The sequence below is a fragment of the Blastomonas sp. 34TW genome (genome assembly GCF_059803595.1).
Genome location: NZ_JAPFGW010000003.1, coordinates 64,278 through 89,635, shown reverse-complemented (window position 1 = coordinate 89,635; position 25,358 = coordinate 64,278). Strand labels below are relative to the sequence as shown.

At 64.8% G+C, this 25,358-nt stretch carries 26 protein-coding genes; 20 read left to right on the top strand and 6 right to left on the bottom strand.

Going from position 1 to position 25,358, the window contains the following annotated elements; translation table 11 throughout:
- Positions 1-52: 52 nt before the first annotated feature.
- Genes OPU69_RS05590 through OPU69_RS05580 form a run of 3 tightly spaced genes read left to right on the top strand, consistent with a single transcriptional unit; the run spans position 53 to position 3,901 of the window.
- Positions 53-1,321, top strand: a complete 1,269-nt coding sequence (locus OPU69_RS05590; protein ID WP_498509672.1) for an NAD(P)/FAD-dependent oxidoreductase — start codon at positions 53-55, stop codon at positions 1,319-1,321.
- The gene (locus OPU69_RS05585; protein WP_498509670.1) at positions 1,318-2,514 is read left to right on the top strand and encodes a M24 family metallopeptidase; all 1,197 of its coding nucleotides are present in this window, start codon (positions 1,318-1,320) and stop codon (positions 2,512-2,514) included. Before OPU69_RS05590 ends, OPU69_RS05585 begins: the two co-directional genes overlap by 4 nt.
- A gap of 52 nt (positions 2,515-2,566) precedes the next feature.
- On the top strand, positions 2,567-3,901 hold the full coding sequence (locus OPU69_RS05580; RefSeq protein WP_498509668.1) for a dicarboxylate/amino acid:cation symporter: 1,335 nt from the start codon (positions 2,567-2,569) through the stop codon (positions 3,899-3,901).
- Between the two features lie 20 nt (positions 3,902-3,921).
- Here OPU69_RS05580 and OPU69_RS05575 read toward each other — a convergent pair whose 3' ends face one another.
- The 3 genes from OPU69_RS05575 to OPU69_RS05565 all read right to left on the bottom strand — a co-directional run bounded on the left by OPU69_RS05575 (position 3,922) and on the right by OPU69_RS05565 (position 6,253).
- The gene (locus tag OPU69_RS05575) at positions 3,922-4,269 is read right to left on the bottom strand and encodes a GntR family transcriptional regulator (protein ID WP_060978508.1); all 348 of its coding nucleotides are present in this window, start codon (positions 4,267-4,269) and stop codon (positions 3,922-3,924) included.
- A 78-nt stretch (positions 4,270-4,347) separates the two neighbouring features.
- Entirely contained in the window at positions 4,348-5,529 is a 1,182-nt protein-coding gene (locus tag OPU69_RS05570; RefSeq protein WP_498509666.1) for an aspartyl/asparaginyl beta-hydroxylase domain-containing protein, read from the bottom strand.
- 46 nt (positions 5,530-5,575) lie between these two features.
- Positions 5,576-6,253, bottom strand: a complete 678-nt coding sequence (locus OPU69_RS05565; protein ID WP_498509664.1) for a L,D-transpeptidase family protein — start codon at positions 6,251-6,253, stop codon at positions 5,576-5,578.
- A 325-nt stretch (positions 6,254-6,578) separates the two neighbouring features.
- Between OPU69_RS05565 and rimP the strand changes: the two genes are divergently transcribed.
- The 14 genes from rimP (at position 6,579) to OPU69_RS05495 (ending at position 18,979) form a co-directional block, all read left to right on the top strand.
- Positions 6,579-7,148, top strand: a complete 570-nt coding sequence (rimP, locus tag OPU69_RS05560; RefSeq protein ID WP_196490369.1) for a ribosome maturation protein RimP — start codon at positions 6,579-6,581, stop codon at positions 7,146-7,148.
- 2 nt (positions 7,149-7,150) lie between these two features.
- On the top strand, positions 7,151-8,776 hold the full coding sequence (gene nusA / locus OPU69_RS05555) for a transcription termination factor NusA (RefSeq protein ID WP_060978504.1): 1,626 nt from the start codon (positions 7,151-7,153) through the stop codon (positions 8,774-8,776).
- Positions 8,757-9,467: a DUF448 domain-containing protein gene (locus OPU69_RS05550; RefSeq protein ID WP_498509661.1), complete on the top strand. Its 711-nt coding sequence runs from the start codon at positions 8,757-8,759 to the stop codon at positions 9,465-9,467. The genes nusA and OPU69_RS05550 overlap by 20 nt, the downstream gene beginning before the upstream one ends.
- Before the next feature lie 93 nt (positions 9,468-9,560).
- Complete coding sequence (gene infB, locus OPU69_RS05545) at positions 9,561-12,122, top strand: translation initiation factor IF-2 (protein WP_066111093.1); 2,562 nt, start codon at positions 9,561-9,563, stop codon at positions 12,120-12,122.
- 55 nt (positions 12,123-12,177) lie between these two features.
- Positions 12,178-12,600 carry a 30S ribosome-binding factor RbfA gene (rbfA, locus tag OPU69_RS05540; protein ID WP_060978158.1) on the top strand — a complete coding sequence of 141 codons (423 nt, stop codon included), beginning with the start codon at positions 12,178-12,180 and terminating at the stop codon, positions 12,598-12,600.
- A gap of 31 nt (positions 12,601-12,631) precedes the next feature.
- Positions 12,632-12,913, top strand: coding sequence for an AbrB/MazE/SpoVT family DNA-binding domain-containing protein (locus tag OPU69_RS05535; RefSeq protein ID WP_060978148.1), 282 nt, complete (start codon positions 12,632-12,634; stop codon positions 12,911-12,913).
- Positions 12,873-13,319, top strand: a complete 447-nt coding sequence (locus OPU69_RS05530; RefSeq protein ID WP_081096985.1) for a type II toxin-antitoxin system VapC family toxin — start codon at positions 12,873-12,875, stop codon at positions 13,317-13,319. The genes OPU69_RS05535 and OPU69_RS05530 overlap by 41 nt, the downstream gene beginning before the upstream one ends.
- Positions 13,319-13,894, top strand: a complete 576-nt coding sequence (locus OPU69_RS05525) for a thymidine kinase (protein WP_498509658.1) — start codon at positions 13,319-13,321, stop codon at positions 13,892-13,894. The genes OPU69_RS05530 and OPU69_RS05525 overlap by 1 nt, the downstream gene beginning before the upstream one ends.
- Positions 13,891-14,436 (top strand): GNAT family N-acetyltransferase, encoded by a 546-nt coding sequence (locus tag OPU69_RS05520; RefSeq protein ID WP_498509656.1) that lies wholly within the window; start codon positions 13,891-13,893, stop codon positions 14,434-14,436. The genes OPU69_RS05525 and OPU69_RS05520 overlap by 4 nt, the downstream gene beginning before the upstream one ends.
- A 54-nt stretch (positions 14,437-14,490) precedes the next feature.
- The gene (truB, locus tag OPU69_RS05515; RefSeq protein WP_498509654.1) at positions 14,491-15,480 is read left to right on the top strand and encodes a tRNA pseudouridine(55) synthase TruB; all 990 of its coding nucleotides are present in this window, start codon (positions 14,491-14,493) and stop codon (positions 15,478-15,480) included.
- A gap of 18 nt (positions 15,481-15,498) precedes the next feature.
- Entirely contained in the window at positions 15,499-15,768 is a 270-nt protein-coding gene (gene rpsO / locus OPU69_RS05510) for a 30S ribosomal protein S15 (RefSeq protein WP_023838184.1), read from the top strand.
- 207 nt (positions 15,769-15,975) lie between these two features.
- Positions 15,976-18,306, top strand: a complete 2,331-nt coding sequence (gene pnp / locus OPU69_RS05505) for a polyribonucleotide nucleotidyltransferase (RefSeq protein ID WP_498509652.1) — start codon at positions 15,976-15,978, stop codon at positions 18,304-18,306.
- 137 nt (positions 18,307-18,443) lie between these two features.
- Positions 18,444-18,701, top strand: coding sequence for a type II toxin-antitoxin system ParD family antitoxin (locus OPU69_RS05500; RefSeq protein ID WP_498509650.1), 258 nt, complete (start codon positions 18,444-18,446; stop codon positions 18,699-18,701).
- The gene (locus OPU69_RS05495) at positions 18,698-18,979 is read left to right on the top strand and encodes a type II toxin-antitoxin system RelE/ParE family toxin (RefSeq protein WP_498509648.1); all 282 of its coding nucleotides are present in this window, start codon (positions 18,698-18,700) and stop codon (positions 18,977-18,979) included. Before OPU69_RS05500 ends, OPU69_RS05495 begins: the two co-directional genes overlap by 4 nt.
- 83 nt (positions 18,980-19,062) lie before the next feature.
- On the opposite strand, the gene sdhA is transcribed toward OPU69_RS05495, so the two are convergent.
- Genes sdhA through sdhC form a run of 3 tightly spaced genes read right to left on the bottom strand, consistent with a single transcriptional unit; the run spans position 19,063 to position 21,703 of the window.
- Positions 19,063-20,865 (bottom strand): succinate dehydrogenase flavoprotein subunit, encoded by a 1,803-nt coding sequence (gene sdhA, locus OPU69_RS05490; RefSeq protein WP_060978140.1) that lies wholly within the window; start codon positions 20,863-20,865, stop codon positions 19,063-19,065.
- Positions 20,865-21,254 (bottom strand): succinate dehydrogenase, hydrophobic membrane anchor protein, encoded by a 390-nt coding sequence (sdhD, locus tag OPU69_RS05485; RefSeq protein WP_060978157.1) that lies wholly within the window; start codon positions 21,252-21,254, stop codon positions 20,865-20,867. The genes sdhA and sdhD overlap by 1 nt, the downstream gene beginning before the upstream one ends.
- A 59-nt stretch (positions 21,255-21,313) precedes the next feature.
- Positions 21,314-21,703 carry a succinate dehydrogenase, cytochrome b556 subunit gene (gene sdhC, locus OPU69_RS05480; protein WP_060978139.1) on the bottom strand — a complete coding sequence of 130 codons (390 nt, stop codon included), beginning with the start codon at positions 21,701-21,703 and terminating at the stop codon, positions 21,314-21,316.
- 220 nt (positions 21,704-21,923) lie between these two features.
- Here sdhC and OPU69_RS05475 point away from each other — a divergent pair, with 220 nt between their 5' ends.
- From OPU69_RS05475 to OPU69_RS05465, 3 genes are all read left to right on the top strand, one after another.
- Positions 21,924-23,327, top strand: a complete 1,404-nt coding sequence (locus OPU69_RS05475) for a methyl-accepting chemotaxis protein (protein WP_060978138.1) — start codon at positions 21,924-21,926, stop codon at positions 23,325-23,327.
- A gap of 60 nt (positions 23,328-23,387) precedes the next feature.
- Positions 23,388-24,134 (top strand): SDR family NAD(P)-dependent oxidoreductase, encoded by a 747-nt coding sequence (locus tag OPU69_RS05470; RefSeq protein WP_060978156.1) that lies wholly within the window; start codon positions 23,388-23,390, stop codon positions 24,132-24,134.
- A gap of 192 nt (positions 24,135-24,326) precedes the next feature.
- Complete coding sequence (locus tag OPU69_RS05465; RefSeq protein ID WP_060978137.1) at positions 24,327-25,250, top strand: 50S ribosomal protein L11 methyltransferase; 924 nt, start codon at positions 24,327-24,329, stop codon at positions 25,248-25,250.
- Positions 25,251-25,358 lie beyond the last annotated feature (108 nt).

Here is a 25,358-nt window from a genome sequence, read left to right as displayed (position 1 = left end):
AAATCCCCTGTTGCGATAAAATCGTATACGATTATAGGATGGGACCTGCAAGATGAAAAACAGCAGCCATCCTTCGCGCGCGACCGCTCTCGTCATTGGCGGAGGCCTTGTCGGCCTCTGTGCGGCGCTGCAGCTGCAGCGCGCGGGCGGCATCGTGACAGTGTTGGAGCCGCAAGAAAAGCCGCAAGGTGCCTCCTGGGGCAATGCCGGGCATATCGCGGTCGAGCAGGTCCAGCCGCTCGCCTCACTGGCGACGATCCGCAGCGCCTGGGGCAGAATGCATCCGCGCGGGGCCTTGGGGCTTCCCGCTGCACAGATCGGCACCTGGGGTCCCTTTGCGCTGCGCCTGATGCGTGCCAGCACGCCCGCACGTTTTGCCAGCGGCACGGCGGCGCTCTCGGCGCTTCTCGCCCAGGCGATGCCCGCATGGAAGCGCACGAGCTGGCTCACCGGTACCGCGCACCTGCTGCGCGAGGATGGCCATTTCGTCGCCTGGGAAAGCGAAGCGAGCGCGGCAAAGGGCCGCGCCTTCTGGACCGGTACCGATATCGGCACCGCCAGCGTCCGCGATGCGCGCGCGGACGAACTGGCAGCGATTCGCGACCTGGCGCGCGGAACACAGATAGCCGGCGCGGTGCGCTTTGCTGGGTCGGGTCAGATCGCCGATCTCGCTGCGCTCGCCGATGCCCTGCGCTCTGCGCTGGTCGAGGGCGGGGGCGCGATCCGGCAGGGCCAGGCTGATGGCATTGCGCTCGAGGGCGACCAGGCGGTCGTCCGGCTGAGCGCCGAGACACTGCGCGCCGACCATATCGTGCTCTGCGCAGGGGCAGCCTCTGCCGAGCTTCTGCGACCGATGGGTGCGCGCATTCCGCTGATCGCCGAGCGCGGCTATCATATCCAGTCACCGACGAGCCGCTGGCCGCAGGACATGCCCCCGGTCGCGTTCGAGGACCGCTCGATGATCGTCACCCGCTTTGCCGGCGGCTTGCGCGCCGCCAGCTTTGTCGAATTTGCCGCGCGTGCCGCGCCGCCCGATCCGAGCAAATGGGCGAGGCTGCGCGCCCATGTCGCCGAGCTCGGCCTGCCCTTCGACCTGCCAGGGGAGCCCTGGATGGGCGCACGCCCGACCCTGCCCGATTATCTGCCGGCTATCGGCCGCAGCGCGCGCGCGCGCAATCTGCTATACGCCTTCGGTCATCAGCATCTGGGGCTGACGCTGGCGGCGATCACCGGAGAGCTGGTTGGCGCGCTGGCGGCAGGACAACCGACCGCAATTGATCTGACGCCGTTCGACCCGGCGCGCTTTGGAGGAACGACATGAAAGGCATTGGCGGATCGACCGCGACCGAGCAGCTGGCCGAACTTGGCCCCTGGCAGGACGCCGCCCCGGCTATTTCGCGCGAGGAAAGGCTGGCGCGGATCGAAAGGGCGCGCAAGCTGACCCGCGAGTCCGGGGCCGATGCGCTGATCGTCGGCGCAGGCACGAGCCTGCGCTATTTCGCGGGCGTCCCCTGGGGTGGCACCGAACGGCTGGTGGCGTTGCTGATTCCGGTCACCGGCGATCCCGTCATGATCGCCCCCTATTTCGAGCTGGGGTCGCTGCAGGCGGAACTGGCAAGCGAGCTGGAAATCCGGCTTTGGCAGGAGGATGAATCGCCCACGGCTCTGGTCGCCGATGCCTGCCGCGCCTGGAATGCCACCACGCTGGCGATCGATCCCGCGCTGCCCTTCCTGTTCGTCGATCGCATCGCGAAGAGCGCGCCCGGCCTCGCGCTGACCAGCGGCGCGCCGGCGATCGACGGCTGCCGGATGCACAAGTCCGCTGCAGAGATCGCGCTGATGCAGCAGGCCAAGTCGATGACACTCGAGGCGCACCGCCGCGCTGCGCTGATCCTGCGCGAAGGCATCAAGGCGAGCGAAGTCATCCGCTTTATCGGTGACGCGCACCGCGCGATGGGCGGTCCCGGCAACACCTTCTGCATGGTCCAGTTCGGACGCGGATCGGCGTTTCCGCATGGGCTTCCCGGCGATCCCGAACTGCATGAGGGCGACATGGTGCTGATCGATACCGGCACCACGGTGCACGGCTATCATTCGGACATCACGCGCAGCTATGTCTTCGGCAGCCCGGATGACGAACAGCGCCGCATCTGGGAGCTGGAATATGCGGCGCAGGCCGCTGCCTTCGACGCCGCCCAGCCAGGTGCGCCCTGCGAGAGCGTCGATGCCGCCGCGCGCCGCGTGCTCGAAGCTGCAGGACTCGGCCCCGACTACGCGCTGCCCGGCCTGCCCCACCGCACCGGCCACGGCATCGGCCTGTCGATCCACGAACCCGCCTATCTGGTCCGCGGCGACACCACCCCGCTGGCAACCGGCATGTGCTTTTCCAACGAACCGATGATCGTCATCCCCGACCGGTTCGGCATCCGGCTGGAGGACCATTTCTACATGACCGACAACGGCCCGCGCTGGTTCACCGAGCCGCAACCCGCGATCGACGCGCCGTTCGGGTGATCGCACGACCATAATCGTTGGACGCGCGGCCGGGTGATGTTAGGCCGCGCAGATGGTTTCGTTGTCGCCGCCCTCGCCGCTCCCCACCCGCACCCCGCGCCGCTGGTATGCGCAGCTTTATGTGCAGGTGCTGGTGGCGATCGTCGCGGGCGTCGCGCTCGGGCATTTCGCGCCGGAGACCGGGGCTGCGATGAAGCCGCTGGGCGATGTGTTCATCAAGCTGGTCAAGATGGTGATCGCGCCGGTCATCTTCCTCACCATCGTCACCGGCATCGCGGGAATGCGCGATCTGGCGAGCGTGGGGCGAGTCGCGGGCAAGGCCTTTGCCTATTTCCTGACCTTCTCCACGCTCGCCCTGATCGTCGGGATGATCGTCGCCAATGTCGTACAGCCGGGCGCGGGGCTCAACATCGACCCGGCGACGCTCGATACCGGCAAGGTCAGCGAATATACCGCCAAGGCGCAGGAATCGAGCATCACCGGTTTCCTGAGCAGCATCGTGCCCGACACGTTTCTCGCCTCGCTGAGCAGCGGCAACCTGCTCCAGGTGCTGTTCGTGTCGATCCTGTTCGGCATCTCGCTCGCGATGATCGGGAACAAGGGCGCGCGGCTGCTCGATCTGCTCGAGGATGCCTCGGCCGCGTTCTTCAAGCTGGTCGGCATCGTGATGAAGGCGGCCCCCATCGGCGCGTTCGGCGCGATGGCCTTCACCATCGGCGAATATGGCATCGGCACCCTCGCCAATCTCGCCGCGCTGGTCGCGACCTTCTACCTTACCTCGCTGCTGTTCGTGCTGGTCGTGCTGGGTGCAGTGGCGCGGTTGTGCGGCTTTTCGATCCTGAAGCTCGTCGCCTATCTGCGCGCCGAACTGCTGCTGGTACTGGGCACCTCGTCCTCCGAAAGCGCCCTGCCCTCGCTGATCGAGAAGATGGAGCGCGCGGGCTGTCCGAAGACGGTCGTGGGCCTGGTCGTGCCGACCGGCTACAGCTTCAACCTCGACGGCACCAATATCTATATGACGCTGGCCGCGCTGTTCATCGCGCAGGCGTGCAATGTCGAGCTGTCGATCGGCGAGCAACTGCTGCTGCTGGGCGTCGCGATGATCTCGTCCAAGGGCGCGGCAGGCGTTACCGGAGCAGGCTTCATCACGCTGGCGGCAACGCTGTCGATCGTGCCCTCGGTGCCGGTCGCGGGCATGGCGCTGATCCTGGGGATCGACCGGTTCATGTCCGAATGCCGCAGCCTCACCAACTTCATCGGCAATGCGGTCGCGACCGTGGTGGTGTCGAAATGGGAAGGAAGGCTGGACAAGGAACAGTTCGACCTGGCGCTGGCCGACCGGTTGCCGCGTGTCGAGGATCTGCCCGAGGATGCGGTAGACCCCTGAGGGTCCTCAACCCCTGAGGCTCAGGCTTTCTCTTCGTCGAGCAACGCGGCAGGCGACAGGCCGATGCGCCGCATCTGGCGCAGTACCGGCGGCCAGACATGCTGGAGAAAATCCTCGCGCTCCATCGCGCGCAGCTTGTCGACGGCCCCTGCGGCGACATACATGCCCACCCCGCGCTGGACCTCGACCAGTCCCTGGTCCTGGAACATCTGGTACGCCTTGGCGACCGTGAGCGGATTGGCCTGTTGCTCGGCAGCGAACGCCCGAACCGAAGGCAGCATATCGCCTTCCGCGTATACACCGTCGAGAATCGAGGCGGCGATGATGTCGCGGAGCTTCAGGTAAACGGGTTTGGAGTTGTCTGCCATCACTGCTTCACTGCCATAATACAGCGTGGCAGGTCAAGTGGATTCAATGCGGGGCTTTTTGCGCAGCAATCGTAGGGGTTATCCCTGGTCGGGTGGCAGTCCGCCATAGGCAGTGATCGCCTCGAAGATCGCGGTCAGCGCTTTGCGCTCATCACGCGAAATCTCGGGCCGCCAGATTTCGAACAGCAGGATGATCCGCGTCGCCTGACCCCGGTTCCACGCCTCGTGCTCGATGCTGTCGTCGAAGATCAGCAGCCTGCCCTGCTGCCAGGTCCGCGTCTCGTTGCCGACGCGGATCGCGCAATCGGCATTGGTGATCAGCGGCAGGTGACAGATCAGCCGGGTGTTGAGCATGCCATTGTGCGGACGGATATGCGTGCCCGGGCGCAGCAGCGAATAGAGCGCCATGGGCGAGCGCGCGGCAATCACCGGCATCGGCGCCGTCGCGAGCGCAGCCATGGTCACCGGCGCCTGGGCGGCATGGTCGGGGACGGGCACGCCATTTTCCCACAGATAATGCGCGCCCCAACTGGGGTCGTCGCGCAAGGGATTGGCTGCGGCGGGCCGGTCGGGACGGGTCTGGACATAGGGGCTGAAATCGCCCGGCTGCCGTTCGAGCAGCGCTTCGAGCTCCGCGCGCATGGAGTCCGCCTGGGCTTCGAAGCCAGCCGCCCAGTCGAATTCGGCCGCCTCGTAGAATTGCCGCTGCGGCAGGCCGGGAAAATAGAAGCTGGTCGGCTCCTGCACATAGACCTGCCTGCGCCCCAGCAGCAGATCGAGCGCCATGTCGACACGCGGTGATACGGAACCCGGGGCAATGCCCTTGCCTGCCAGCTGGTCGGCCAGGAACGCGGCATATTCGCCTTGCGCCTGTTGCAGATATTGCTGGCCCTGTTGCAGCAGCGGGATCATCGCCTGTGGCACCTGATCGGGCGCGTGATCGGCCACCGCCAGCGCCGTGGTGTAGAAGGACGAAGCCGCCCGCGAATCGCCAAGCGCCGCTTTGTGTCCCGCCATCAGCAGCAGACCGCCCAGATGGCGCGGCTCTTCTGCCAGAAGCCGGACCAGCGCATCGCCCTGGCCGGCGGCGTCACCCGCCATCTGGCAGGCCTGGGCCAGCAGGAACCAGGGCGGCACCTCGCCCGGGGGCGGATCGTTGACGACATTGGTCAGCAGATCGCGCGCGCGTGTCGCATCGCCGCTGCGCAGCGCGGTTATGGCCTGCTGGATGATAATGCTGGCGTGCTGGCGATCCATCATCCGTGTCTAGCCAGCGACGAACCGAATGACCAGCGGATGCTTCGCGTCAGACTCCGGCGACAGCGTCACCGACATTGATGCGCTGGCCGTTGGTGATGATGACAACATCGCCCAGCTTCACCTGTTCGAACAGCAGTTTGGCAAAGGCGGTCGGCACGCCGATGCAGCCGCGTGTGCCATAGCCCCATTCGACATCGCTGCCATGGATCGCGACACCATCGTTGGTCAGCCGCATCATGTATGGCATCGGCGCATCATACAGGTTGGAAACGTGATCGGCATCCTTCTGGGTGATCGGGAAGGCCCCGAGCGGTGTCGGCTTTTCCGGGGTACCGTAAAGGATCACCGCGACGCCGATCTCGTGCCCGTCGCGGAACACCGAAAGCGTCTGCGCGGCGAGGTCCACGGTGATCAGCAGCGGGCCGGTCGCAGGAGCGTTGCTTTCGTCCCAGTAATAATTGCCGTGCCCCAGCGGGCCATCGATCGTCATCACGCTCTTGATCGCATAGCCCGCCTGCTCGGGCGTCGTGATGGCGGGATCGGCCTTGGCCAGCACGGGCGTGGCCGCCTCAGCCGCCTGTGCCTGCGTACCGGGCAGCGCCGCCCTGGCGACCGGCTGCATTGCGGCATCGCCGGGCGCGCTGGTGATCATGGCTCCCACGAGCGCACCGATACCGACCAGCATGCCGCCGCCTGCCACCTGCCGTGCCTTGGGCCATTTCATGGTTCGCTGCTCCCGTCGTGCAATGCGTTAACGCCACCTCAATGCGGCCTTTACGAGATGCTAACCAAATGGCTGCCGAATCGCCAGCGCCGCGATGGCCCCGTCCCCCGGCGGGACGGTGACAGCTCGCCGGGTTAAGCGATAAGGTTACCGGCACCGCGGCGCGCGCGGGCGGCACTTATGGGTTGCCAATCGAGGGCCATGCGCCTATATGGCAACCCATCCCGACATGGTTGCTGAAACTTGACGGGCCGGCGCCTCGCGGGGCCGGCACGAACGAGCCGTTGCTGCCCTGCCGACAGACCATTTTATCAGAAAGCCTATCTTGACCGATCTTGCCGCCGTCGCTGCCCTTGTCGAACCCGAAGCCCAGGCGCTCGGTTTCGATCTGGTGCGCGTCCATCTGTTCGGCGCGGGCGATGACCGTACGCTGCAGATCATGGCCGAACGGCCCGAGACCGGCCAGCTCAACATCGACGATTGCGCCAGCCTGTCGCGCCGGATTTCGGACGTGTTCGATGCGCTGGAAGAAGCCGGCAAGGACCCGGTGCCAGGTGCCTATCGACTGGAAGTCAGCTCGCCCGGCATCGATCGTCCGCTCACCCGGCTCAAGGATTACGGCAACTGGCTGGGCCATGAAGCACGGCTGGTGCTCGCCGAAGCCGCACAGGGCCGCAAGCAGCTGACCGGCGAGCTGCTTTCGCTCGAGGGCGAGATGATCTCGGTCAACGACAAGAAGGTCGGCCATGTCACCGTGCCCTTCGGCCAGGTGCTCAGCGCGAAGCTGATGCTGACCAACAAGCTGATTGCCGCCACCCGCCCGCTCGACACCAGCGGTGTGGACGATATCGAAGAAATCGACGAAAACGCAGATCTCGAAGAACAGGAAGACTGATCATGGCCAGCGCCATTTCTGCCAACAAGGCTGAACTTCTCGCCATCGCCAACTCGGTGGCGACCGAAAAGATGATCGACAAGGCCATCGTGCTCGAAGCGATGGAAGAGGCGATCCAGCGCGCGGCGCGGGCCCGCTATGGCGCGGAAAACGACATCCGTGCCAAGCTCGATCCGGTCAGCGGCGACCTGCGCCTGTGGCGCGTCGTCGAGGTGGTCGAGACGGTCGAGGACTATTTCAAGCAGGTCGATGTCAAGCAGGCACAGAAGCTGCAAAAGGGCGCGGTCGTCGGCGACTTCATCGTCGACCCTCTCCCCGCTGTGGACCTGGGCCGCATCGACGCGCAGGCCGCCAAGCAGGTGATCTTCCAGAAGGTCCGCGATGCCGAGCGCGAGCGTCAGTTTGACGAGTTCAAGGATCGCGTCGGCGAGATCATCACCGGCGTCGTCAAGTCGGTCGAATTCGGCCATGTCATCGTCAATCTGGGCCGCGCCGAAGGCGTGATCCGCCGCGAACAGCAGATTCCGCGCGAAGTCGCCCGCGTCGGCGACCGCATCCGCGCGATCATCCTCAACGTCCGCCGCGAGAACCGTGGCCCGCAGATCTTCCTCAGCCGCGCGCATCCCGATTTCATGCGCAAGCTGTTCGAGCTGGAAGTGCCGGAAATCTACGACGGCATCATCCAGATCAAGGCCGCTGCGCGCGATCCGGGCAGCCGCGCCAAGATCGGCGTGATCAGCTATGACAGCTCGATCGATCCGGTCGGCGCATGCGTCGGCATGAAGGGCAGCCGCGTGCAGGCCGTCGTCCAGGAAATGCAGGGCGAGAAGATCGACATCATCCCCTGGTCGGAAGACACCGCGACCTTCGTCGTCAACGCGCTGCAGCCGGCCACGGTCAGCCGCGTGGTGATCGATGAGGAAGAGAGCCGCATCGAGGTCGTCGTTCCCGACGATCAGCTGTCGCTCGCCATCGGCCGTCGCGGCCAGAACGTGCGTCTGGCCAGCCAGCTCACCGGTTCTGCCATCGACATCATGACCGAGGCGGAATCGAGCGAGAAGCGCCAGAAGGAATTTACCGAGCGTTCGGAAATGTTCCAGAACGAACTCGATGTCGACGAAACGCTGTCGCAGCTGCTGGTCGCCGAAGGCTTCAGCGAGCTCGAGGAAGTCGCCTATGTCTCGCCCGACGAGCTTTCGAGCATCGAGGGCTTTGACGAGGAACTGGCCGAAGAGCTGCAGAGCCGCGCGCAGGAAGCGCTCGAGCGCCGCGAAGAGGCCTCGCGCGAGGAACGCCGCGCTCTGGGCGTCGAGGATGCGCTGGCCGAGCTGCCGCACCTCACCGAAGCCATGCTGGTGACCCTGGGCAAGGCGGGCATCAAGACGCTCGACGATCTGGCCGATCTCGCCACCGACGAGCTGATCGCCAAAAAGCGCACCGAGCAGCGTCGCCGCGACAACTCGGCGCCCGCCAACAAGCGGCCCGAGGACAAGGGCGGCGTGCTTGCCACCTATGGCCTGACCGAAGAGCAGGGCAACGAGATCATCATGGCCGCACGCGCGCACTGGTTCGAGGACGAGGATGCGAGTGCAGACGGGGAGGACGCGCATGCGGAAACTTCCCAATGACACGGCCGGTGATCTTCTAACCGACGACGCCACCGACATTTCCGCCGACAAGGCGGATGGCCCGATCCGCCGCTGTATCCTCAGCGGCGAACGGGCGGAGCGTGGCGCGCTGATCCGGCTGGCAATCAGCCCCGAGGGCCAGGTCGCTCCCGATGTGCGTGCGCGTGCCCCCGGGCGCGGCGCGTGGATCGGCGTGACCCGGCCCGAGCTGGAAGAGGCCATCGCCAAGGGCCGGATGAAGGCGGCGCTCGCGCGTGCTTTCAAGACCGGGCCCATCGCCGTGCCCGACGATCTTCCTGCCATGATCGAGGAAGCGCTCACCCGCGCCCTGCTCGACCGGCTGGGGCTGGAATCGCGCTCGGGCACGCTGCTGACCGGATCGGATCGCATCGCCGAGGCGGCGCGGCGCGGCAAGGTGTGGCTGCTGCTGCATTCGAGCGACAGCTCGCCCGACGGCAATGCCAAGCTCGACCAGGCCTGGCGCGTGGGCAGCGATGCCGAAGGCAGCGGCCAGCGCGGAACCGTATTGCCTGTAGACCGCACCCGCCTGTCTGTGGCATTGGGGCGCGACAACGCGGTCCATGTGGCGCTGACCGATCAGCGCGCCGCCGCCCGCATTGACCAGTTTCTTGGCCGATTGCTGCATTTCAAAGGGGAGGGGGCCGTGCCCGGCCCCGGCGAGCCAGTCTAGCCCGCTCTGGCGTGCGCGGACATGCCCCGTGCGGACCGGCGATGCCTGATGCATCGCCCGATATGAGAATTTATTGAGGATTGAGTCTGTTCGATGAGTGAAGATACCGAAAACAAGCCGACACTGGGTCGCAAGCCGCTGGGGCTGAAGCGTTCTGTCGAGGCTGGCGAAGTCAAGCAGACGTTCAGCCATGGTCGCACCAACAAGGTCGTGGTCGAGGTCAAGCGCCGCAAGCTGGTCGGCAAGCCGGGCGAGGCGCCTGCTGCCGCGCCTGCCCCCGCGCCCGCTCCGGCGCCCACCCCTGCCCCGGCCGCAGCTCCGCCGCCGCCGCCGCGCCCGCAGCAGCCGGTTTCGGCGCTGAGCCGCCGCGAGTTGCAGGAAAAGCTGCTGCGCGAGGCCGAGGAAGCACGTCTGGCATCGCTCGAGGAAGCGCGTCGGCGCGAGACCGAGGAGCGTCAGCGTGCCGCCGAGGAAGCGCGCCGCAAGGCCGAGGAAGCGCGCAAGGCTGCGGCTGAACCCGCGCCCGCGCCTGCCGAAACACCCGCGCCTGCGGCCGAGACGCAGCAGGTGCCTGCGGCCGAGCCGGTCGAAGCCAAGACCGAGGCCGCGCCTGCCGCCAAGGACGCGGCCAAGCCTGCCAACGAAGAAACGCGTGCGGCCCCGCCGCCGCGCCGGTTCACGCCGGTGGCCCCTGCCCCGCGCCCCGAAATCAAGCCCAAAAAGCCGGCCAGCACCAAGGTGGTCGACAACCGTCGCCAGGCGGGCAAGCTCACCGTCAGCAAGGCATTGAACGAAGGCGATGGCGGTGCACGGGCCCGCAGCCTCGCCGCGCTCAAGCGTGCGCGTGAAAAGGAGCGCCGTCTGCACATGGGCGGCCAGAGCCGCGATGCGCAGCCCAAGCAGGTGCGCGACGTCGTCGTGCCCGAAGCAATCACCGTCCAGGAACTCGCCAACCGCATGGCGGAAAAGGGCGCGGACCTGGTCAAGTCGCTGTTCAAGATGGGCATGATGGTCACCGTCAACCAGACGATCGACCAGGATACCGCCGAACTGCTGGTCGAGGAATTCGGTCACAAGATCACCCGCGTGTCCGATTCCGATGTGGAAATCGATCACGAGGCGGATGTCGATGCGGCCGAAACGCTGAAACCCCGTGCGCCGGTGGTCACCATCATGGGCCATGTCGACCATGGCAAGACCAGCCTGCTCGATGCGCTGCGCGGCACCGATGTGGTGGCGGGCGAAGCCGGCGGCATCACCCAGCATATCGGCGCCTATCAGGTGCAGGTGAAGTCGGGCGACAAGATCACCTTCCTCGACACGCCGGGCCACGCCGCCTTTACCGAAATGCGCGCGCGCGGGGCCAACGTCACCGATATCGTCATCCTGGTGGTGGCGGCCGATGACGGCCTGATGCCGCAGACGATCGAGGCAATCAACCACACCAAGGCCGCGGGCGTGCCGATGATCGTGGCGATCAACAAGGTCGACAAGGACAGCGCCAACCCGCAGAAGATCCGCGAGCGCCTGCTCGAGCACGAGGTCATCGTGGAAGCCATGTCCGGCGACGTGCAGGACGTGGAAGTTTCCGCGCTCAAGAAGATCAACCTCGACGAACTGGTCGACAAGATCCTGCTCCAGGCTGAACTGCTCGAGCTCAAGGCCAATCCCGATCGTGCCGCCGAGGCCGTGGTGGTCGAAGCCAAGCTCGACAAGGGTCGCGGCCCTGTCGCCACCGTGCTGGTGCAGCGCGGCACGCTCAAGCGCGGCGACGTGTTCGTCGTCGGCGAACAGTCGGGCAAGGTGCGCGCGCTGATCAACGACAAGGGCAAGCAGGTCAACGAGGCCGGCCCGTCGATCCCGGTCGAGGTGCTGGGCCTGACCGGCGTGCCGTCGGCAGGCGACAAGCTGACCGTGGTCGAGAACGAGCAGCGTGCCCGCGAAGTCGCAGACTATCGCCGCCAGAAGGCCTTGGAAAAGCGCACGACCATGGCGCCTGCGAGCATCGACACGATGTTCTCGGCACTCTCGGCCAACCGCGCCAAGGAATATCCGGTGCTGGTCAAGGGCGACGTGCAGGGTTCGGTGGAAGCCATTGTCGGATCGCTCAACAAGATCTCGACCGACGACATCAAGGCCCGCGTGCTGCACTCGGGCGTGGGTGCGATCACCGAATCCGACGTGACCTTGGCCAAGGCCTCGAACGCGCCGATCATCGGCTTCAACGTCCGCGCCAATGCCCAGGCGCGCGCGCTGGCCGAACGCGACGGCGTGCGCTTCAAATATTTCGACATCATCTATGACCTGCTCGACGACATCAAGGGCGAGATGGCGGGCGTGCTGGGTCCGGAGCGGATCGAGACCGTGGTCGGCCGTGCGGAGATCAAGGAGATCTTCCCGGCAGGCAAGAAGGACAAGGCAGCGGGTCTGCTGGTCACCGACGGCTTTATCCGCAAGGGCCTGTATGCGCGCATCACCCGCGACGACGTTATCGTCAGCAAGACGAGCATCGCCTCGCTGCGCCGCTTCAAGGACGACGTGGCCGAAGTCCGTGCGGGTCTGGAATGCGGCGTCGTGCTGCAGGATACGAACGACATCAAGCCGGGCGATATCCTGGAGACGTTCGACGTCGAGATGCGCGATCGCACGCTGTAAGGCATGATCCCCGCCGCCCGGCAACGGTCGGCGGGGTATCGTGAAGGAAACGATCATGGCCAGGCATAACGATACGAGCCCGGAAGGGCGTTCGGTGCGCGTGCTGCGCGTCGGCGAGCAGGTACGCCATGTGCTGTCCGAACTGCTGACGCGCGGCGAGGTGCATGACGATGTGCTGAGCAGCACCACCGTATCGGTCACCGAAGTGCGCATGTCGCCCGACCTGCGCCACGCAACCGTGTTCGTGAAGCCGCTGCTGGGCAGGCAAGAGGACGTGGTGCTCAAGGCGCTGCGCACCAACACCGCCTATTTCCAGCGCGAGGTCGCGCAGCGCGTGCGGATGAAATATGCCGCCAAGCTTAAATGGCTCGCCGATGACAGCTTCGACACCGGCAGCCATATCGACCGGCTGCTGAGCGACCCCAAAGTGGCGCAGGACCTGGGCGGAGAAGACGAGGCGGACCGCAGCGACGATTGACGTCTTACCGGGTAAGACGTATGTTGGCGCAATGAACGACGTCACACGCCTTTCCGCCAAGGGACAGATCGTCATCCCCAAGGATGTTCGCGATCGCCTGGGCTGGGCACAGGGTCGGGACCTCGAGGTGATCCCGATGGGCGACGGTGTCATGCTCCGCCCCGTGGCGCGCACCAAGCGGCTCTCCATTGAGGAAGCCACACACGAACTTCGGCAGCTGTACCGGCATGAGGGGCCCCCGATACCGATCGAAAGATTGAGCTGGTCACCGGATGTCGACGATCCGGACATGGACGCCGTTGCTGGCCGATAATCGCGTGCGGGCCGTCGATACAAACATTCTGGCGCGATGGCTGCTTGGTGATGATCCTGCGCAATCCTCGCTTGCGATCCAAATTCTTCGTGAACCGGCTTACGTCTCGCTGACAGTGCTCACCGAACTCGGCTGGGTCCTGGAAAAGGCTCTGAAAATCCCGAGGCCCATCGTCGCCAGTATGCTGCACAAAGTCGTTGAAGTCGAACATGTGCAGGTGGAACAGGGCAACTCGGTCTTATGGGCGATAGACCGATTTCTTCAAGGCGCGGATTGGGCCGACATGATGCACATCGTTGCCGCAACCGGCGCAGCCCCGGTTTTCGCGACCTTTGACAAAGCCATTGCTCGCAAGGCTGGAGGCGAAAGCCCGGTTCCGGTTGAAACTCTTGGAAGCCTCCCCTGATGGCCAAGCTCTATTTCTACTACGCCTCGATGAACGCGGGCACATCCTCCACGCTGCTCCAGGCGGCGTTCAACTATGCCGAGCGGGGGATGCGCGCGATGCTGTGGACCGCGGCGTTCGACGATCGCTATGGCGCGGGGCAGATCACCTCGCGCATCGGCCTCAAGGCGCCCGCGCATCTGTTCGAGCCGGAGACCGACATCTTCGCGGCGGTGGCGCTGGACCTTGCCTCGGCCCCGCTCGATTGCGTGCTGATCGACGAGGCGCAATTCCTCACCAAGGCGCAGGTCTTCCAGTGCGCACGCATCTGCGACGAGCTCAGGATTCCGGTGCTCTGCTATGGCCTGCGCACCGATTTCCAGGCCGAGCTCTTTCCCGGCAGCGCCCAGTTGCTCGCCATCGCCGATCATCTGGTTGAGCTGAAAGCCGTGTGCGAATGCGGCGCCAAGGCGACGATGAACCTGCGGGTTGATGCAGCCGGCAACGCGGTGAAACAGGGCGCGCAGACCGAGATTGGCGGCAATGATCGCTATATTGCGCTGTGCCGCAAGCATTTCATGGCGCGGCTGGCATGAGCGGCCTTCGCACTATGCTGAGCGATGGCGACCTTCGGCTCGAGCCCCTGGCAGACCATCATGTCGAACCGCTGCGCGCCGCGTGCGCGCGCGATACCGAGATCTGGGATATCTACCCCATCTCGATGCTGGGCGAGCATTTCGATAAGGCGATGGAGGAGTTCCACGCCACCACCAGCTGGGTGCGCTTTGCCGTGCTATGGCACGATCAGGTGATCGGCATGTCGAGCTATATCGCGCCGGACGAACGCAACCACGTCGTGGAGATCGGCGGAACCTATATCGAGCCGTCGGCGCGGGGTGCTGCGGGCGTCAACACGCGGATGAAGCGGCTGATGATCAACCATGCCTTTGCGCAGGGTTTCACCCGCATCGAGTTCCGCGTCGATACCCGCAATCTGCGCAGCCAGTCGGCAGTGCGCAAGCTCGGCGCGGTGCTTGAAGGGACGCTGCGGCGCAACCGCATCACCTGGACCGGCTTTGTCCGCGACACCTGTGTCTTCGGATTGCTGCGCGAGGATTGGGAACGCAGCCAGGTCTGACGTCCCTGCCCTTCGCATTTGGCCATGGGGCGCAACGCTGCTAACGAGCAGCGGATGCACGGATGGATCATTCTCGACAAACCCTATGCCATGGGCTCGACCGACGCGGTGACCGCGGTCAAGCGCGCGTTCCGCCAGGGCGGGTTCGGCAAGGTCAAGGTCGGCCATGGCGGTACGCTCGACCCGCTCGCCACCGGCGTGCTGCCGATCGCGCTCGGCGAGGCGACCAAGCTGACCGGCCAGATGCTCAACGGCGACAAGACCTATGATTTCACGATCCGGTTCGGGGTGGAAACCGACACGCTGGATGTCGAGGGCAAGCCGGTGGCGGAAAGCGACGCGCGTCCGACGCTCGCCGAGATCGAGGCGGTGCTGCCGCGCTTCACCGGCCCGATCGAACAGGTGCCGCCGGCTTTCTCGGCGCTCAAGATCGATGGGAAACGGGCCTATGATCTGGCACGGTCGGGCGAGGATATAGAGCTGGCAAGCCGCAGCGTGACGGTGCATGCGTTGCTTGTCCGTCATCCTGAACTTGTTTCAGGATCCATCGCGCCCCAGCAGCCGAAGCCCCAAGACTATGGATGGACCCTGAAACAAGTTCAGGGTGACGAAATGGGGGCCGGTCGACAGCCGCTTGAAAGCATCACCCTCTCCGCCCATGTCTCCAAGGGCACCTATATCCGCAGCCTCGCCCGCGACATCGCGCAGGCGCTGGGCTCTGTCGGCCATGTGACGATGCTGCGCCGGACCCAGGCCGGACCGTTCGGGCTCGACCAGGCGATTTCGCTGGACAAACTGGATGAAATCCGCCAAGGCGCGGCCCCAGAAGACGTAATCTTGCCATTCGAGGCAGGGCTGGCCGACATCCCGGCTCTTGACCTCACTCCCGATCAGGCAAGGCGGCTCCGCATGGGGCAGGTCGTGACCGGGATTGCCGCACACGATGGGCGTTATTGGGCGCGGGGGAGCGATGATGCTCCGCTCGCACTGGTATCGCTTTCGGACCAGGAGGTCCGCGTGGTGCGGGGTTTCAACTTTGGATGATGTTCGAGGAATGAAGACATGACGATTACCGCAGAACGCAAGGAAGAAGTGATCAAGGAATATGCGCGCGAAGCCAACGACACCGGCTCGCCCGAGGTACAGGTTGCCATCCTGACCGAGCGCATCAACAACCTGACCGAGCACTTCAAGTCGCACCACAAGGATAACCACTCGCGTCGCGGTCTTCTGATGATGGTCAACAAGCGTCGCTCGCTGCTGGACTATCTCAAGAAGAAGGACGAAGCCCGCTATACCGACCTGATCGGCAAGCTGGGTCTCCGCAAGTAAGCATTCTCGAACGGCCCCCCAGCGGGGCCGTTCGTTTATCCGCGCCATGAAATTAAAGTGCGCGGTATCCAACGGCCCTTTCGCAATGAGGCGGATATGGGCCAGCCGGGGCAAGATATGGCCCCGAACCGCGCCAGGCCGGTCAGCCTGGCAATTGAAGAGGCCCCGGTCCGCAATAGGGCGCACCGGGTTCGACAAGGAAAATCCATGTTTGACGTAAAGACTGTAGAAATCGAGTGGGGCGGAAAGACCCTCAAGCTCGAAACGGGCCGTATTGCCCGTCAGGCGGACGGCGCTGTGCTGGCCACCTATGGCGAAACCGTGGTGCTGTGCGCCGTGACCGCCGCCAAGTCGGTGAAGGAAGGCCAGGACTTCTTCCCGCTGACCGTCCACTACCAGGAAAAATTCTCCGCAGCAGGCCGCATCCCCGGCGGCTTCTTCAAGCGTGAACGCGGCGCGACCGAAAAGGAAACGCTGACCAGCCGCCTGATCGACCGTCCCGTCCGCCCGCTGTTCCCCGAAGGTTTCTACAACGAAATCAACGTGATCGCGCAGGTGCTGTCGTTCGACGGCGAATCCGAGCCCGATATTGTCGCGATGGTTGCTGCCTCGGCTGCGCTCACCCTGTCGGGCGTGCCCTTTATGGGCCCGATCGGCGCGGCGCGCATCGGCTACAAGGACGGCGAATATCAGCTCAACCCGTCGATGGACGAGGTCAAGGAAGGCGAGCTCGATCTGGTCGTCGCCGCCACGCATGACGCGGTGATGATGGTCGAATCGGAAGCCAAGGAGCTGTCCGAAGAAGTGATGCTCGGCGCCGTCGAGTTCGCGCATGAGGCCTGCCGTCAGGTCACCGACGCGATCATCAAGCTCGCCGAACAGGCTGCCAAGGATCCGTGGGAAATGGCTCCGCAGGCCGATCTCTCGGCTGCCAAGCAGAAGCTGCGCGACCTCATTGGTGCGGACATTGCCGCGGCCTACAAGCTGACCGACAAGTCGGCCCGCTCGAACGCGCTCAACGAAGCGCGCGCCAAGGCGAAGGAAGCCTTTGCCGATGCGACGCCGCAGGACCAGATGGCTGCGCAGAAGCTGATGAAGAAGCTGGAAGCGGAAATCGTGCGCGGTGCCATCCTCAAGGACGGCAGCCGCATCGACGGCCGCACCACCACGCAGATCCGTCCGATCGAGGCGATGGTCGGCTTCCTGCCGCGCACGCACGGTTCGGCGCTGTTCACGCGCGGTGAAACCCAGTCGATCTGCACCACCACCTTGGGCACCAAGGACAGCGAGCAGATGATCGACGGCCTGACCGGCCTGTCGTACGAAAGCTTCATGCTGCACTATAACTTCCCGCCCTATTCGGTCGGTGAGGTGGGCCGCTTCGGCGCGCCGGGTCGCCGCGAAGTCGGCCATGGCAAGCTGGCATGGCGTGCGCTGCACCCCGTGCTGCCCAGCAAGGACGAGTTCCCCTATACCATCCGTGTGCTCTCCGACATTACCGAGTCCAACGGCTCGTCGTCGATGGCCACGGTGTGCGGCGGCTCGCTCTCGATGATGGACGCGGGCGTTCCGCTCAAGCGTCCGGTGTCGGGCATCGCCATGGGCCTGATCCTGGAAGGCAGCGAGTTCGCGGTTCTCTCCGACATCCTGGGTGACGAGGATCATCTGGGCGACATGGACTTCAAGGTCGCCGGCACGTCCGAAGGCATCACCACGATGCAGATGGACATCAAGATCGCCGGTATCACCCGCGAGATCATGGCGCAGGCGCTGGCGCAGGCCAAGGAAGGCCGCGCGCACATCCTGGGTGAAATGGCCAAGGCGCTGGGCGAAGTCCGCACCGAACTGTCGGCGCATGCGCCGCGCATCGAGACGATCCAGATCGACAAGTCGAAGATCCGCGAAGTCATCGGCACCGGCGGCAAGGTGATCCGCGAGATCGTCGCCGAAACCGGCGCGAAGGTGGACATCGACGACGAAGGCCTGATCAAGATCAGCTCGTCCGACCTCAGCCAGATCGAGGCTGCCAAGAAATGGATTCTGGGCATCGTCGAGGAAGCCGAAGTCGGCAAGATCTACAACGGCAAGGTCGTCAACCTGGTCGATTTCGGCGCGTTCGTGAACTTCATGGGCGGCAAGGACGGTCTGGTCCACGTTTCGGAAATCCGCAACGAGCGGGTCGAGAAGGTGGCCGATGTCCTGTCCGAAGGCCAGGAAGTGAAGGTCAAGGTGCTCGAGATCGACCCGCGCGGCAAGGTGCGCCTGTCGATGCGCGTTGTCGATCAGGAAACCGGTGAAGAGCTGGAAGACACCCGCCCTGCCCGCGAACCGCGCGAGCGCGGCGAGCGTGGCGATCGCGGCGACCGTCGCCCCCGTCGTGACGGCGATGGCGGACGTGGTCGCGGTGGTGACCGTGGCGGCGATCGCGGCGAACGTTCGGGCGGAGGCGGCCGCGGCCGTGGTCGTCCCGAGCGCTCGGAAGGCGGCGAAACCGGCGGCGACGCTGGTCTGCCCGACTTCATCACCGGCGAAAACTGAGACTAGCAGTTTGCTGCTGGCGTTGCGGGTTCATCCCGTGACGTGACAAAGACCGGCTGGAAGCTCCGCGCTTCCGGCCGGTTTTTTTTGGCTGAAGGGCGATTTGATAGGTTACCAAATTCTGGTATCTTAGTCGGATGTCGAAGAACACCTCCATCGCGCTCGGCGCGCCGTTTCAGGAATTTGCCCGCCGCAAGGTGGAATCGGGCGAATATGGCTCGACCAGCGAGGTCGTGCGCGAAGCGATGCGGCGGTTGATGGCCGATGAGTTGAGGCTCGAGGCCCTGCGCGCGGCGATTCAGGAGGGCATCGACAGTGGACCTGCCGAACCCTTCTCGTTCGACGAGTTCATCGCGGAGATGAAAGCACCCACAAAGGATGCCGACGCAGCATGAAGCGATGGCGGCTGACGCGAAAGGCGCGTACTGACCTCGCTGACATCTGGAACTATACCGCTGACCTCTGGGGCATCGCGCAAGCCGAACGCTATATCCGGCAGATCGAGATGGAACTGACCGCTGCCAGCCAGGGAAAAGCCTTGGCGCGACCGATCGATGCCTATTGGCGGGTGAAGTCCGGCCACCATTTCTGCATTTTCCGCAAGCTTCCCGACGGTGAAATCGAAGTCATCCGCATCCTGCACGAGCGGATGGATATCGACCGGCACCTTTGACACGACCCAGAAATGCTTCGGGGCAGGAACCGCTTACGGTGCCTGCCCCGAACAATGTCATCGCCAGATGGCCATCCAGCCGATCAATACACCCGCTTCTTGGGCTTGATATACTCGACCTCGTCGCTGAGCGTGTATTCGTGGACCGGGCGGTAATCGAGCGTCACCTTGCCGCCCTTGCCGCCCCAGCCTTCGAACCAGCTGACGGTGTGCTTCATGAAGTTCGCATCGTCGCGCTCGGGATAATCCTCGTGCATGTGCGCGCCGCGGCTTTCCTTGCGGTTGGCAGCGCTTTCGATGGTGCACACGGCCTGGCTGAGCAGGTTGTCGAGCTCGAGCGTCTCGATCAGGTCGGTGTTCCAGATCAGCGAGCGGTCGGTGACGTGGACGTCCTCCATCCGCTTGTTGACGGTCTGCATCAGCGCCGTGCCTTCGGACAGCAGCTGGGTATCGCGGAACACGGCCGCATGCTTCTGCATCGTCTTCTGCATCTCCATGCGAATCTGCGCAGTGGGGGATCCGCCCTTGGCGTTGCGGAAATGGTCGAGACGCGACAGCGCCAGGTCCGCCGCATCCTTGGGCAGCGCCTTGTGCGGGCTGCCGGGCTTGATCGTGTCGCGCAGGTGATGTCCGGTCGCGCGGCCGAACACCACGAGGTCGATCAGCGAGTTCGAGCCCAGACGGTTGGCGCCATGCACCGAGACGCAGGCAGCCTCGCCCACGGCGTAAAGGCCGGGGACCACGGTGTCCGGGTTGCCGTCCTTGATGGTGACGACCTGGCCGTGATAATTGCAGGGAATGCCGCCCATATTGTAGTGCACGGTCGGCACCACCGGCAGCGGCTGGCGCGTCAGATCGACGCCCGCGAAGATCTTGCCCGTCTCGGTAATGCCCGGTAGGCGTTCGGCCAGCACCTTCTCGTCGATATGGTCGAGATGCAGGTAGATATGGTCGTTTTCCTTGCCGACGCCGCGGCCTTCGCGGATTTCGGCGGCCATCGAGCGGCTGACGACGTCGCGGCTCGCCAGGTCCTTGGCGGACGGCGCATAGCGCTCCATGAAGCGCTCGCCTTCGGAATTGGTCAGGTAACCGCCCTCGCCGCGCGCGCCTTCGGTGATCAGCACGCCCGCGCCATAGATGCCGGTCGGGTGGAACTGCACGAATTCCATGTCCTGCAGCGGAAGCCCTGCGCGCAGCACCATCGCGCCGCCGTCACCCGTGCAGGTGTGCGCCGAGGTCGCCGAGAAATAGCAGCGGCCCGATCCGCCCGTCGCCAGCACCACGGCATGGCTGCGGAAGCGGTGGATGGAGCCATCCTCCATGCACAGCGCGATCACGCCCCGGCATACGCCGTCTTCCATGATCAGGTCGATGGCGAAATATTCGATGAAGAAATCCGAATCGTACTTCAGCGACTGCTGGTACAGCGCGTGCAGCATGGCATGACCGGTGCGGTCGGCGGCGGCGCAGGTGCGCTGCACCGGCGGGCCTTCGCCCATGTTCTGCATGTGCCCGCCGAACGGACGCTGATAGATGGTACCATTGTCGTTGCGGCTGAACGGCACACCGGCATGCTCGAGCTCGTAGACGGCAGCGGGTGCCTCGCGCACCATATATTCGATCGCATCCTGGTCGCCGAGCCAGTCCGATCCCTTGACGGTATCGTACATGTGCCACGACCAGTGGTCGGGCGAATTGTTGCCCAGGCTTGCCGCAATGCCGCCCTGCGCCGCCACGGTATGGCTGCGGGTCGGGAACACCTTGGTGATGCACGCGGTCTTCAGCCCCGCTTCGGCGCTGCCCATGGTGGCGCGCAGGCCCGATCCGCCCGCGCCGACGACAACCGTGTCGTACACATGGTCGATGATCTTATAGGCTTCGGTCATCAGCTGGCAGCTCCGGCAAATGCAATGCGCGCAACGGCGAAAATGCCGAGGGCGGCCCCGGCAACGGCGTAGAAGTTGAGCAGCAGGATCACGCCGAACTTGGTGCCATGGTCATGCACATAGTCCTCGACGATGACCTGCAGGCCCAGGCGCAGGTGATAGAAAACGGTGACGATCAGCAGGATCATCGCGGTCGCGGGCAGCGGCGCAGAGAGCCAGGCGGTGACCGTCGCATGATCGAGCGCAGGCAGGCTGACCAGCGAGGCGATGAACCACAGCATCAGGATGAGATTGCTGACCGCGGTGACCCGCGCCATCACCCAGTGATGCGTTCCCGTTTTGGCGGACCCCAGCCCGCGAACCTTGCCAATTCTGGTGCCACTTCCCATGGTCGACTCCTTGCGCGCAGGCCCCATAGCCCGCCACGCCGCACAGATAATTCAAAAGATCAGGCGAAAAAGATGATCGCCCACAAAAACGCCGTCAGCACGATCGACAGCACCGGCAGCAGCGCCGACCAGCGGTTGTTGTTGTCAACCTCATAGCCCGCGCCGATATCGAGCACAAAATGGCGGAGGCCCGAGAGCATGTGCTGGAAGAAGGCCCAGGACAGGCCGACCATCAGCAGATAGCCGATGGGGCTGGTGGCCCAGCCGACATACCAGGCATAGGCCTCGGGTCCGCTGGCAAGCGCCATCAGCCAGCCGATGAGCAGAATCCCGCCGATCACGGCCATGCCGTCGCCCGTTGCGCGATGGAGGATCGAGACCAGCATGGCCGGGCCCCAACGCCAGATGGAAAGGTGCGGCGACAGCGGCCTGCCCGATGGTTTTGCCATGGTCTCCCCCGTTTAAACGTTCGTGTTCATAAGCGAATTTGCGTCCCGCGCCTGTTTAGCCGATTGCCCACATGATGCAATTGCTGATTGTGCGCGCTCCATTGCAGGCCCGGCATCGGCCTGCGCAGCAATGCAGCTCGAGCGGGCGCAGCAATAACCCGGCGTTAACCATGTGCGCATATGCCGATTGCTCAATCATCCAGCTTGGCAAGAGGACGGCATGGCAGACCACAGCAAGGACACGAAGGGTAGTGCCAGTATCAAGGCACTTTACCAGTCCGTGGCTCACGAGCTTTCGATCAGTCGCAGGCTGGCGGCCTTTGACGCTGCCGGCGACCTGCCTCGCCTCGCGCGCCAGGCGCTGGAACTGCTGAAGCAGGACCAGGACGCCATTGCCCAGTGCTTCTGGGATCATTTCAGTTCTATTGCCGAGCTCGCCAGCAAGACCGATGACATCGAGAAGCTGAAGCATCAGAATATCGAGGCCAGCCGACGCTACACCCACGAGAAAATGGCCAATCTCGATGGTCAACTCTGGGTGGAAATGGCCTTCAGCCACGCCCTGTTCGCCCAGAAACTGGGAGTCCCGATGTGGCAGCTGCTGGCTGCCAATGCGCACACGCACGACTTTGCCGTGAGCAAGATGCGCGAGAAGCTTCCCAATGACGTGGATCGGTATCAGCAGTTGGCGCGCGCCACGGCCCAGGTCATGGTGATCGAGGCCGAGATCATGGCGTTTGCCATCAACACCATGACCCAGCAGGACGCCCAGAAGGTGCGGATCGCGCAGACCGCCAGCTTCAAGCAGACGGTTGATGGCGAGTTGCAACAGGCATCGCATCTGGGCAGCGGCCTGAAGAATCAGGTCGTCAACGCATCCGAAGCCGCACGCCAGATGCTGGGCCGCTCGTCCGAGGTCGCCGCCGCCGCCGAACAATCCGCCATCGCCATGCGCGAGGCGGCGCAGACGGCTGCCGGCCTGATCCGTGCGATCGAGGAAGCCCGCAGCGAGGTCGAGGTCGCGGCCGATGTCGCCGAACGCGCCTCGCGCGAAGCGGGTCACGCCGTGGCCAGCACGCAGACGCTCTCGACCCATGCCGAATCGATCGAATCGATCCTCAGCCTGATCCGCGACATTGCGGGACAGACGAACCTGCTCGCACTGAACGCCACGATCGAGGCGGCGCGCGCGGGCGATGCCGGACGCGGCTTTGCCGTGGTCGCGCAGGAGGTGAAAAGCCTCGCCAATCAGACCGCGCGCGCGACCGACGATATTGCGCACAAGATCACCGCGATCCAGCAGGCCACGCGCGACACGGTCGCCTCGAACGATTCGGTGCGCGCCACGGTCAGCGAGGTGCAGTCGAGCGCCGACCGCATCCGCGAGGCGATGGAAATCCAGGCGCAGACCGTGACGATCATCACCGCTGCGGTCGACGAGACTGCGCTTGCGGCCGATTCGATGTCGAACACCATCGGCACGATCCGCATCGACACCGAAAGCCTGGCGAGCGAGATGGACAAGGTCGGTGCCGGGTTCAGCCATCTGCAGAACCAGCTGGTCGAACTGCGCAACCGATCGGATCGCTTCGCGGTCGAGATCGGCTTGGCCAAGAGCGCCTGACGCCGCCAAATCGCGTTGCAGCGATGGACCGCACCGCAGCGCGGCGATATGCTGACGCGCATGATCAGCGTCGAACAGAATATTCTCGTCACCGGCTCCAGCCGCGGCATCGGCCGCGCGATTGCCGACCTGCTCCACGAAGCCGGCCATCGGGTGGTCGGCCATGCGAGCCGTCCTTTCCCCGATGACAGCCCCGATGCGCCAGAATGGGACGTGGTCGCGGCCGATTTCGGCGATTTTCGCGGGCCCGACCTGCTCTGGCAGGAAGCGATCGATCTTCTCGACGGCCGCATCGACGTGCTGATCAACAATGCCGGCATCTTTGTCGCCAATCCGATCGAACGGGGCGATGCCGAATGGCTCGCCGCCTGGGACGAGACGATGACGATCAACCTCACCGCGAGCGCGCAACTGTGCCGCTTTGCCGTGCAGCATTTTCTCGACCACGCCAATGAGGGGCGCATCGTCAACATCGCCAGCCGCGCCGCCTATCGCGGCGACAGCCCGGCGCACTGGCATTATGCCGCGTCCAAGGGCGGCATGGTGGCGATGACCAAATCGATCGCGCGCGCCTATGCGGGCCATGGCATCTATGCCTTTGCCATCTGCCCCGGTTTCACCATGACCGGCATGGCGGAAGATTATCTGGCGAGCCGCGGCGGCGACAAGCTGCTCGCCGACATCCCGCTGGGCCGCGTCGCCATGCCCGACGAGGTCGCCACCATGGCCAGCTTCTGCGCCATCGACGCGCCGCCCTCAATGACCGGCGCCGTGCTCGACGTGAACGGAGCGAGCTACGTGCGCTAGGGGGTGGTCGAGAGGTTCGTCATCCTGAACTTGTTTCAGGATCCATCGTGCCCCGCACACCAAGGCCCAATCCGGCGAAATGGACCCTGAAACAAGTTCAGGGTGACGGATGGGATAAGTGGGGCAAGCACTGGCCAACATCCCGGCATCGCTTTATGGCCCCAGCAAACCCGAGGCACGAGGACCCCCGCATTGGACAACTGGAAAGTCACCATCCCCTGCACGCTCGCCGAGGCGCAGGCCGTGACCGAGGACATGACGCTCGACGACAGTACCTTCGGCAGCCCAAGCCTGGTGGCGAGCGAGGTCGATGCCTATGCCGATCCGCAGCTGCCCGGCAGCTGGGCGCTGCATGCCTATTTCACCGATGAACCCCAGGCTGAGTGGATCGAGACGCTGCGCGGCCTCGTCCCCAGCGCGGCGGGCGTGGCACTGAGCGCGGAATTGCTGCCCGACGAGGACTGGGTGACGCTGAGCCAGACCGGGCTCGCGCCGATCCGCGCCGGGCGCTTTCATGTCCATACGCCCGAAATGCCTGCGTCCGACGAACCGGGCGTGCGCAGTTTCGAGATTCCCGCGAGCCTCGCCTTCGGCACCGGGCACCACAACACCACGCGCGGCTGCCTGATGATGCTCGATTCGATGCAGGCCGCCGGGCTGCGTGTCACCAACCATATCGATATAGGCACGGGCACGGGGTTGCTCGCTTTTGCCGCGATGCACCTGTGGCCCGAGGCGCGCGCGATCGCGAGCGATATCGACCCGGTCTGCGGGCCTGCGGTCGAACATAATGCAGCGACCAACGGCCTTGCGATCGGCGACCAGCCCGGCGCACTGGCCATGGTGATTGCCGAGGGGCTGGAGGATACGCAGCTTCAGGCCCGCGCGCCTTATGATCTGGTGATCGCCAATATCCTTGCCGGACCGCTGATCGATCTCGCTCCCGATGTCGCGACGGTCACCGCGCCCGGGGGCCATGCGGTGCTGTCCGGCCTGCTCTGCACTCAGGCGGAAGCGGTGGCGGACGCCTATCGCGAACAGGGCTTTGCACTGGAAGGGCGACTGGACCTCGGCGACTGGACGGTATTGCGGCTGTGCAAGTCCGGCGGAGCCTGACTTACAGCCCCCTGGAGCCAAGGCCGTTCTCCGGCGAAAGCCGGAAGGCGGGGCTCGCATCCTCTTTCTTTTGCCCCACTCCGTCACCCCCGCGCAAGCGGGGGTCCC

What these genes read in the sequence shown, in the direction of transcription:
- OPU69_RS05590 (WP_498509672.1), top strand. Translation starts at nt 53, where the DNA reads ATGAAAAACAGCAGCCATCCTTCGCGCGCGACCGCTCTCGTCATTGGC.
- OPU69_RS05585 (WP_498509670.1), top strand. Translation starts at nt 1,318, where the DNA reads ATGAAAGGCATTGGCGGATCGACCGCGACCGAGCAGCTGGCCGAACTT.
- OPU69_RS05580 (WP_498509668.1), top strand. Translation starts at nt 2,567, where the DNA reads ATGGTTTCGTTGTCGCCGCCCTCGCCGCTCCCCACCCGCACCCCGCGC.
- OPU69_RS05575 (WP_060978508.1), bottom strand. Translation starts at nt 4,269, where the DNA reads ATGGCAGACAACTCCAAACCCGTTTACCTGAAGCTCCGCGACATCATC.
- OPU69_RS05570 (WP_498509666.1), bottom strand. Translation starts at nt 5,529, where the DNA reads ATGATGGATCGCCAGCACGCCAGCATTATCATCCAGCAGGCCATAACC.
- OPU69_RS05565 (WP_498509664.1), bottom strand. Translation starts at nt 6,253, where the DNA reads ATGAAATGGCCCAAGGCACGGCAGGTGGCAGGCGGCGGCATGCTGGTC.
- nusA (WP_060978504.1), top strand. Translation starts at nt 7,151, where the DNA reads ATGGCCAGCGCCATTTCTGCCAACAAGGCTGAACTTCTCGCCATCGCC.
- OPU69_RS05550 (WP_498509661.1), top strand. Translation starts at nt 8,757, where the DNA reads ATGCGGAAACTTCCCAATGACACGGCCGGTGATCTTCTAACCGACGAC.
- infB (WP_066111093.1), top strand. Translation starts at nt 9,561, where the DNA reads ATGAGTGAAGATACCGAAAACAAGCCGACACTGGGTCGCAAGCCGCTG.
- rbfA (WP_060978158.1), top strand. Translation starts at nt 12,178, where the DNA reads ATGGCCAGGCATAACGATACGAGCCCGGAAGGGCGTTCGGTGCGCGTG.
- OPU69_RS05535 (WP_060978148.1), top strand. Translation starts at nt 12,632, where the DNA reads ATGAACGACGTCACACGCCTTTCCGCCAAGGGACAGATCGTCATCCCC.
- OPU69_RS05530 (WP_081096985.1), top strand. Translation starts at nt 12,873, where the DNA reads ATGTCGACGATCCGGACATGGACGCCGTTGCTGGCCGATAATCGCGTG.
- OPU69_RS05525 (WP_498509658.1), top strand. Translation starts at nt 13,319, where the DNA reads ATGGCCAAGCTCTATTTCTACTACGCCTCGATGAACGCGGGCACATCC.
- OPU69_RS05520 (WP_498509656.1), top strand. Translation starts at nt 13,891, where the DNA reads ATGAGCGGCCTTCGCACTATGCTGAGCGATGGCGACCTTCGGCTCGAG.
- truB (WP_498509654.1), top strand. Translation starts at nt 14,491, where the DNA reads ATGCACGGATGGATCATTCTCGACAAACCCTATGCCATGGGCTCGACC.
- rpsO (WP_023838184.1), top strand. Translation starts at nt 15,499, where the DNA reads ATGACGATTACCGCAGAACGCAAGGAAGAAGTGATCAAGGAATATGCG.
- pnp (WP_498509652.1), top strand. Translation starts at nt 15,976, where the DNA reads ATGTTTGACGTAAAGACTGTAGAAATCGAGTGGGGCGGAAAGACCCTC.
- OPU69_RS05500 (WP_498509650.1), top strand. Translation starts at nt 18,444, where the DNA reads ATGTCGAAGAACACCTCCATCGCGCTCGGCGCGCCGTTTCAGGAATTT.
- OPU69_RS05495 (WP_498509648.1), top strand. Translation starts at nt 18,698, where the DNA reads ATGAAGCGATGGCGGCTGACGCGAAAGGCGCGTACTGACCTCGCTGAC.
- sdhA (WP_060978140.1), bottom strand. Translation starts at nt 20,865, where the DNA reads ATGACCGAAGCCTATAAGATCATCGACCATGTGTACGACACGGTTGTC.
- sdhD (WP_060978157.1), bottom strand. Translation starts at nt 21,254, where the DNA reads ATGGGAAGTGGCACCAGAATTGGCAAGGTTCGCGGGCTGGGGTCCGCC.
- sdhC (WP_060978139.1), bottom strand. Translation starts at nt 21,703, where the DNA reads ATGGCAAAACCATCGGGCAGGCCGCTGTCGCCGCACCTTTCCATCTGG.
- OPU69_RS05475 (WP_060978138.1), top strand. Translation starts at nt 21,924, where the DNA reads ATGGCAGACCACAGCAAGGACACGAAGGGTAGTGCCAGTATCAAGGCA.
- OPU69_RS05470 (WP_060978156.1), top strand. Translation starts at nt 23,388, where the DNA reads ATGATCAGCGTCGAACAGAATATTCTCGTCACCGGCTCCAGCCGCGGC.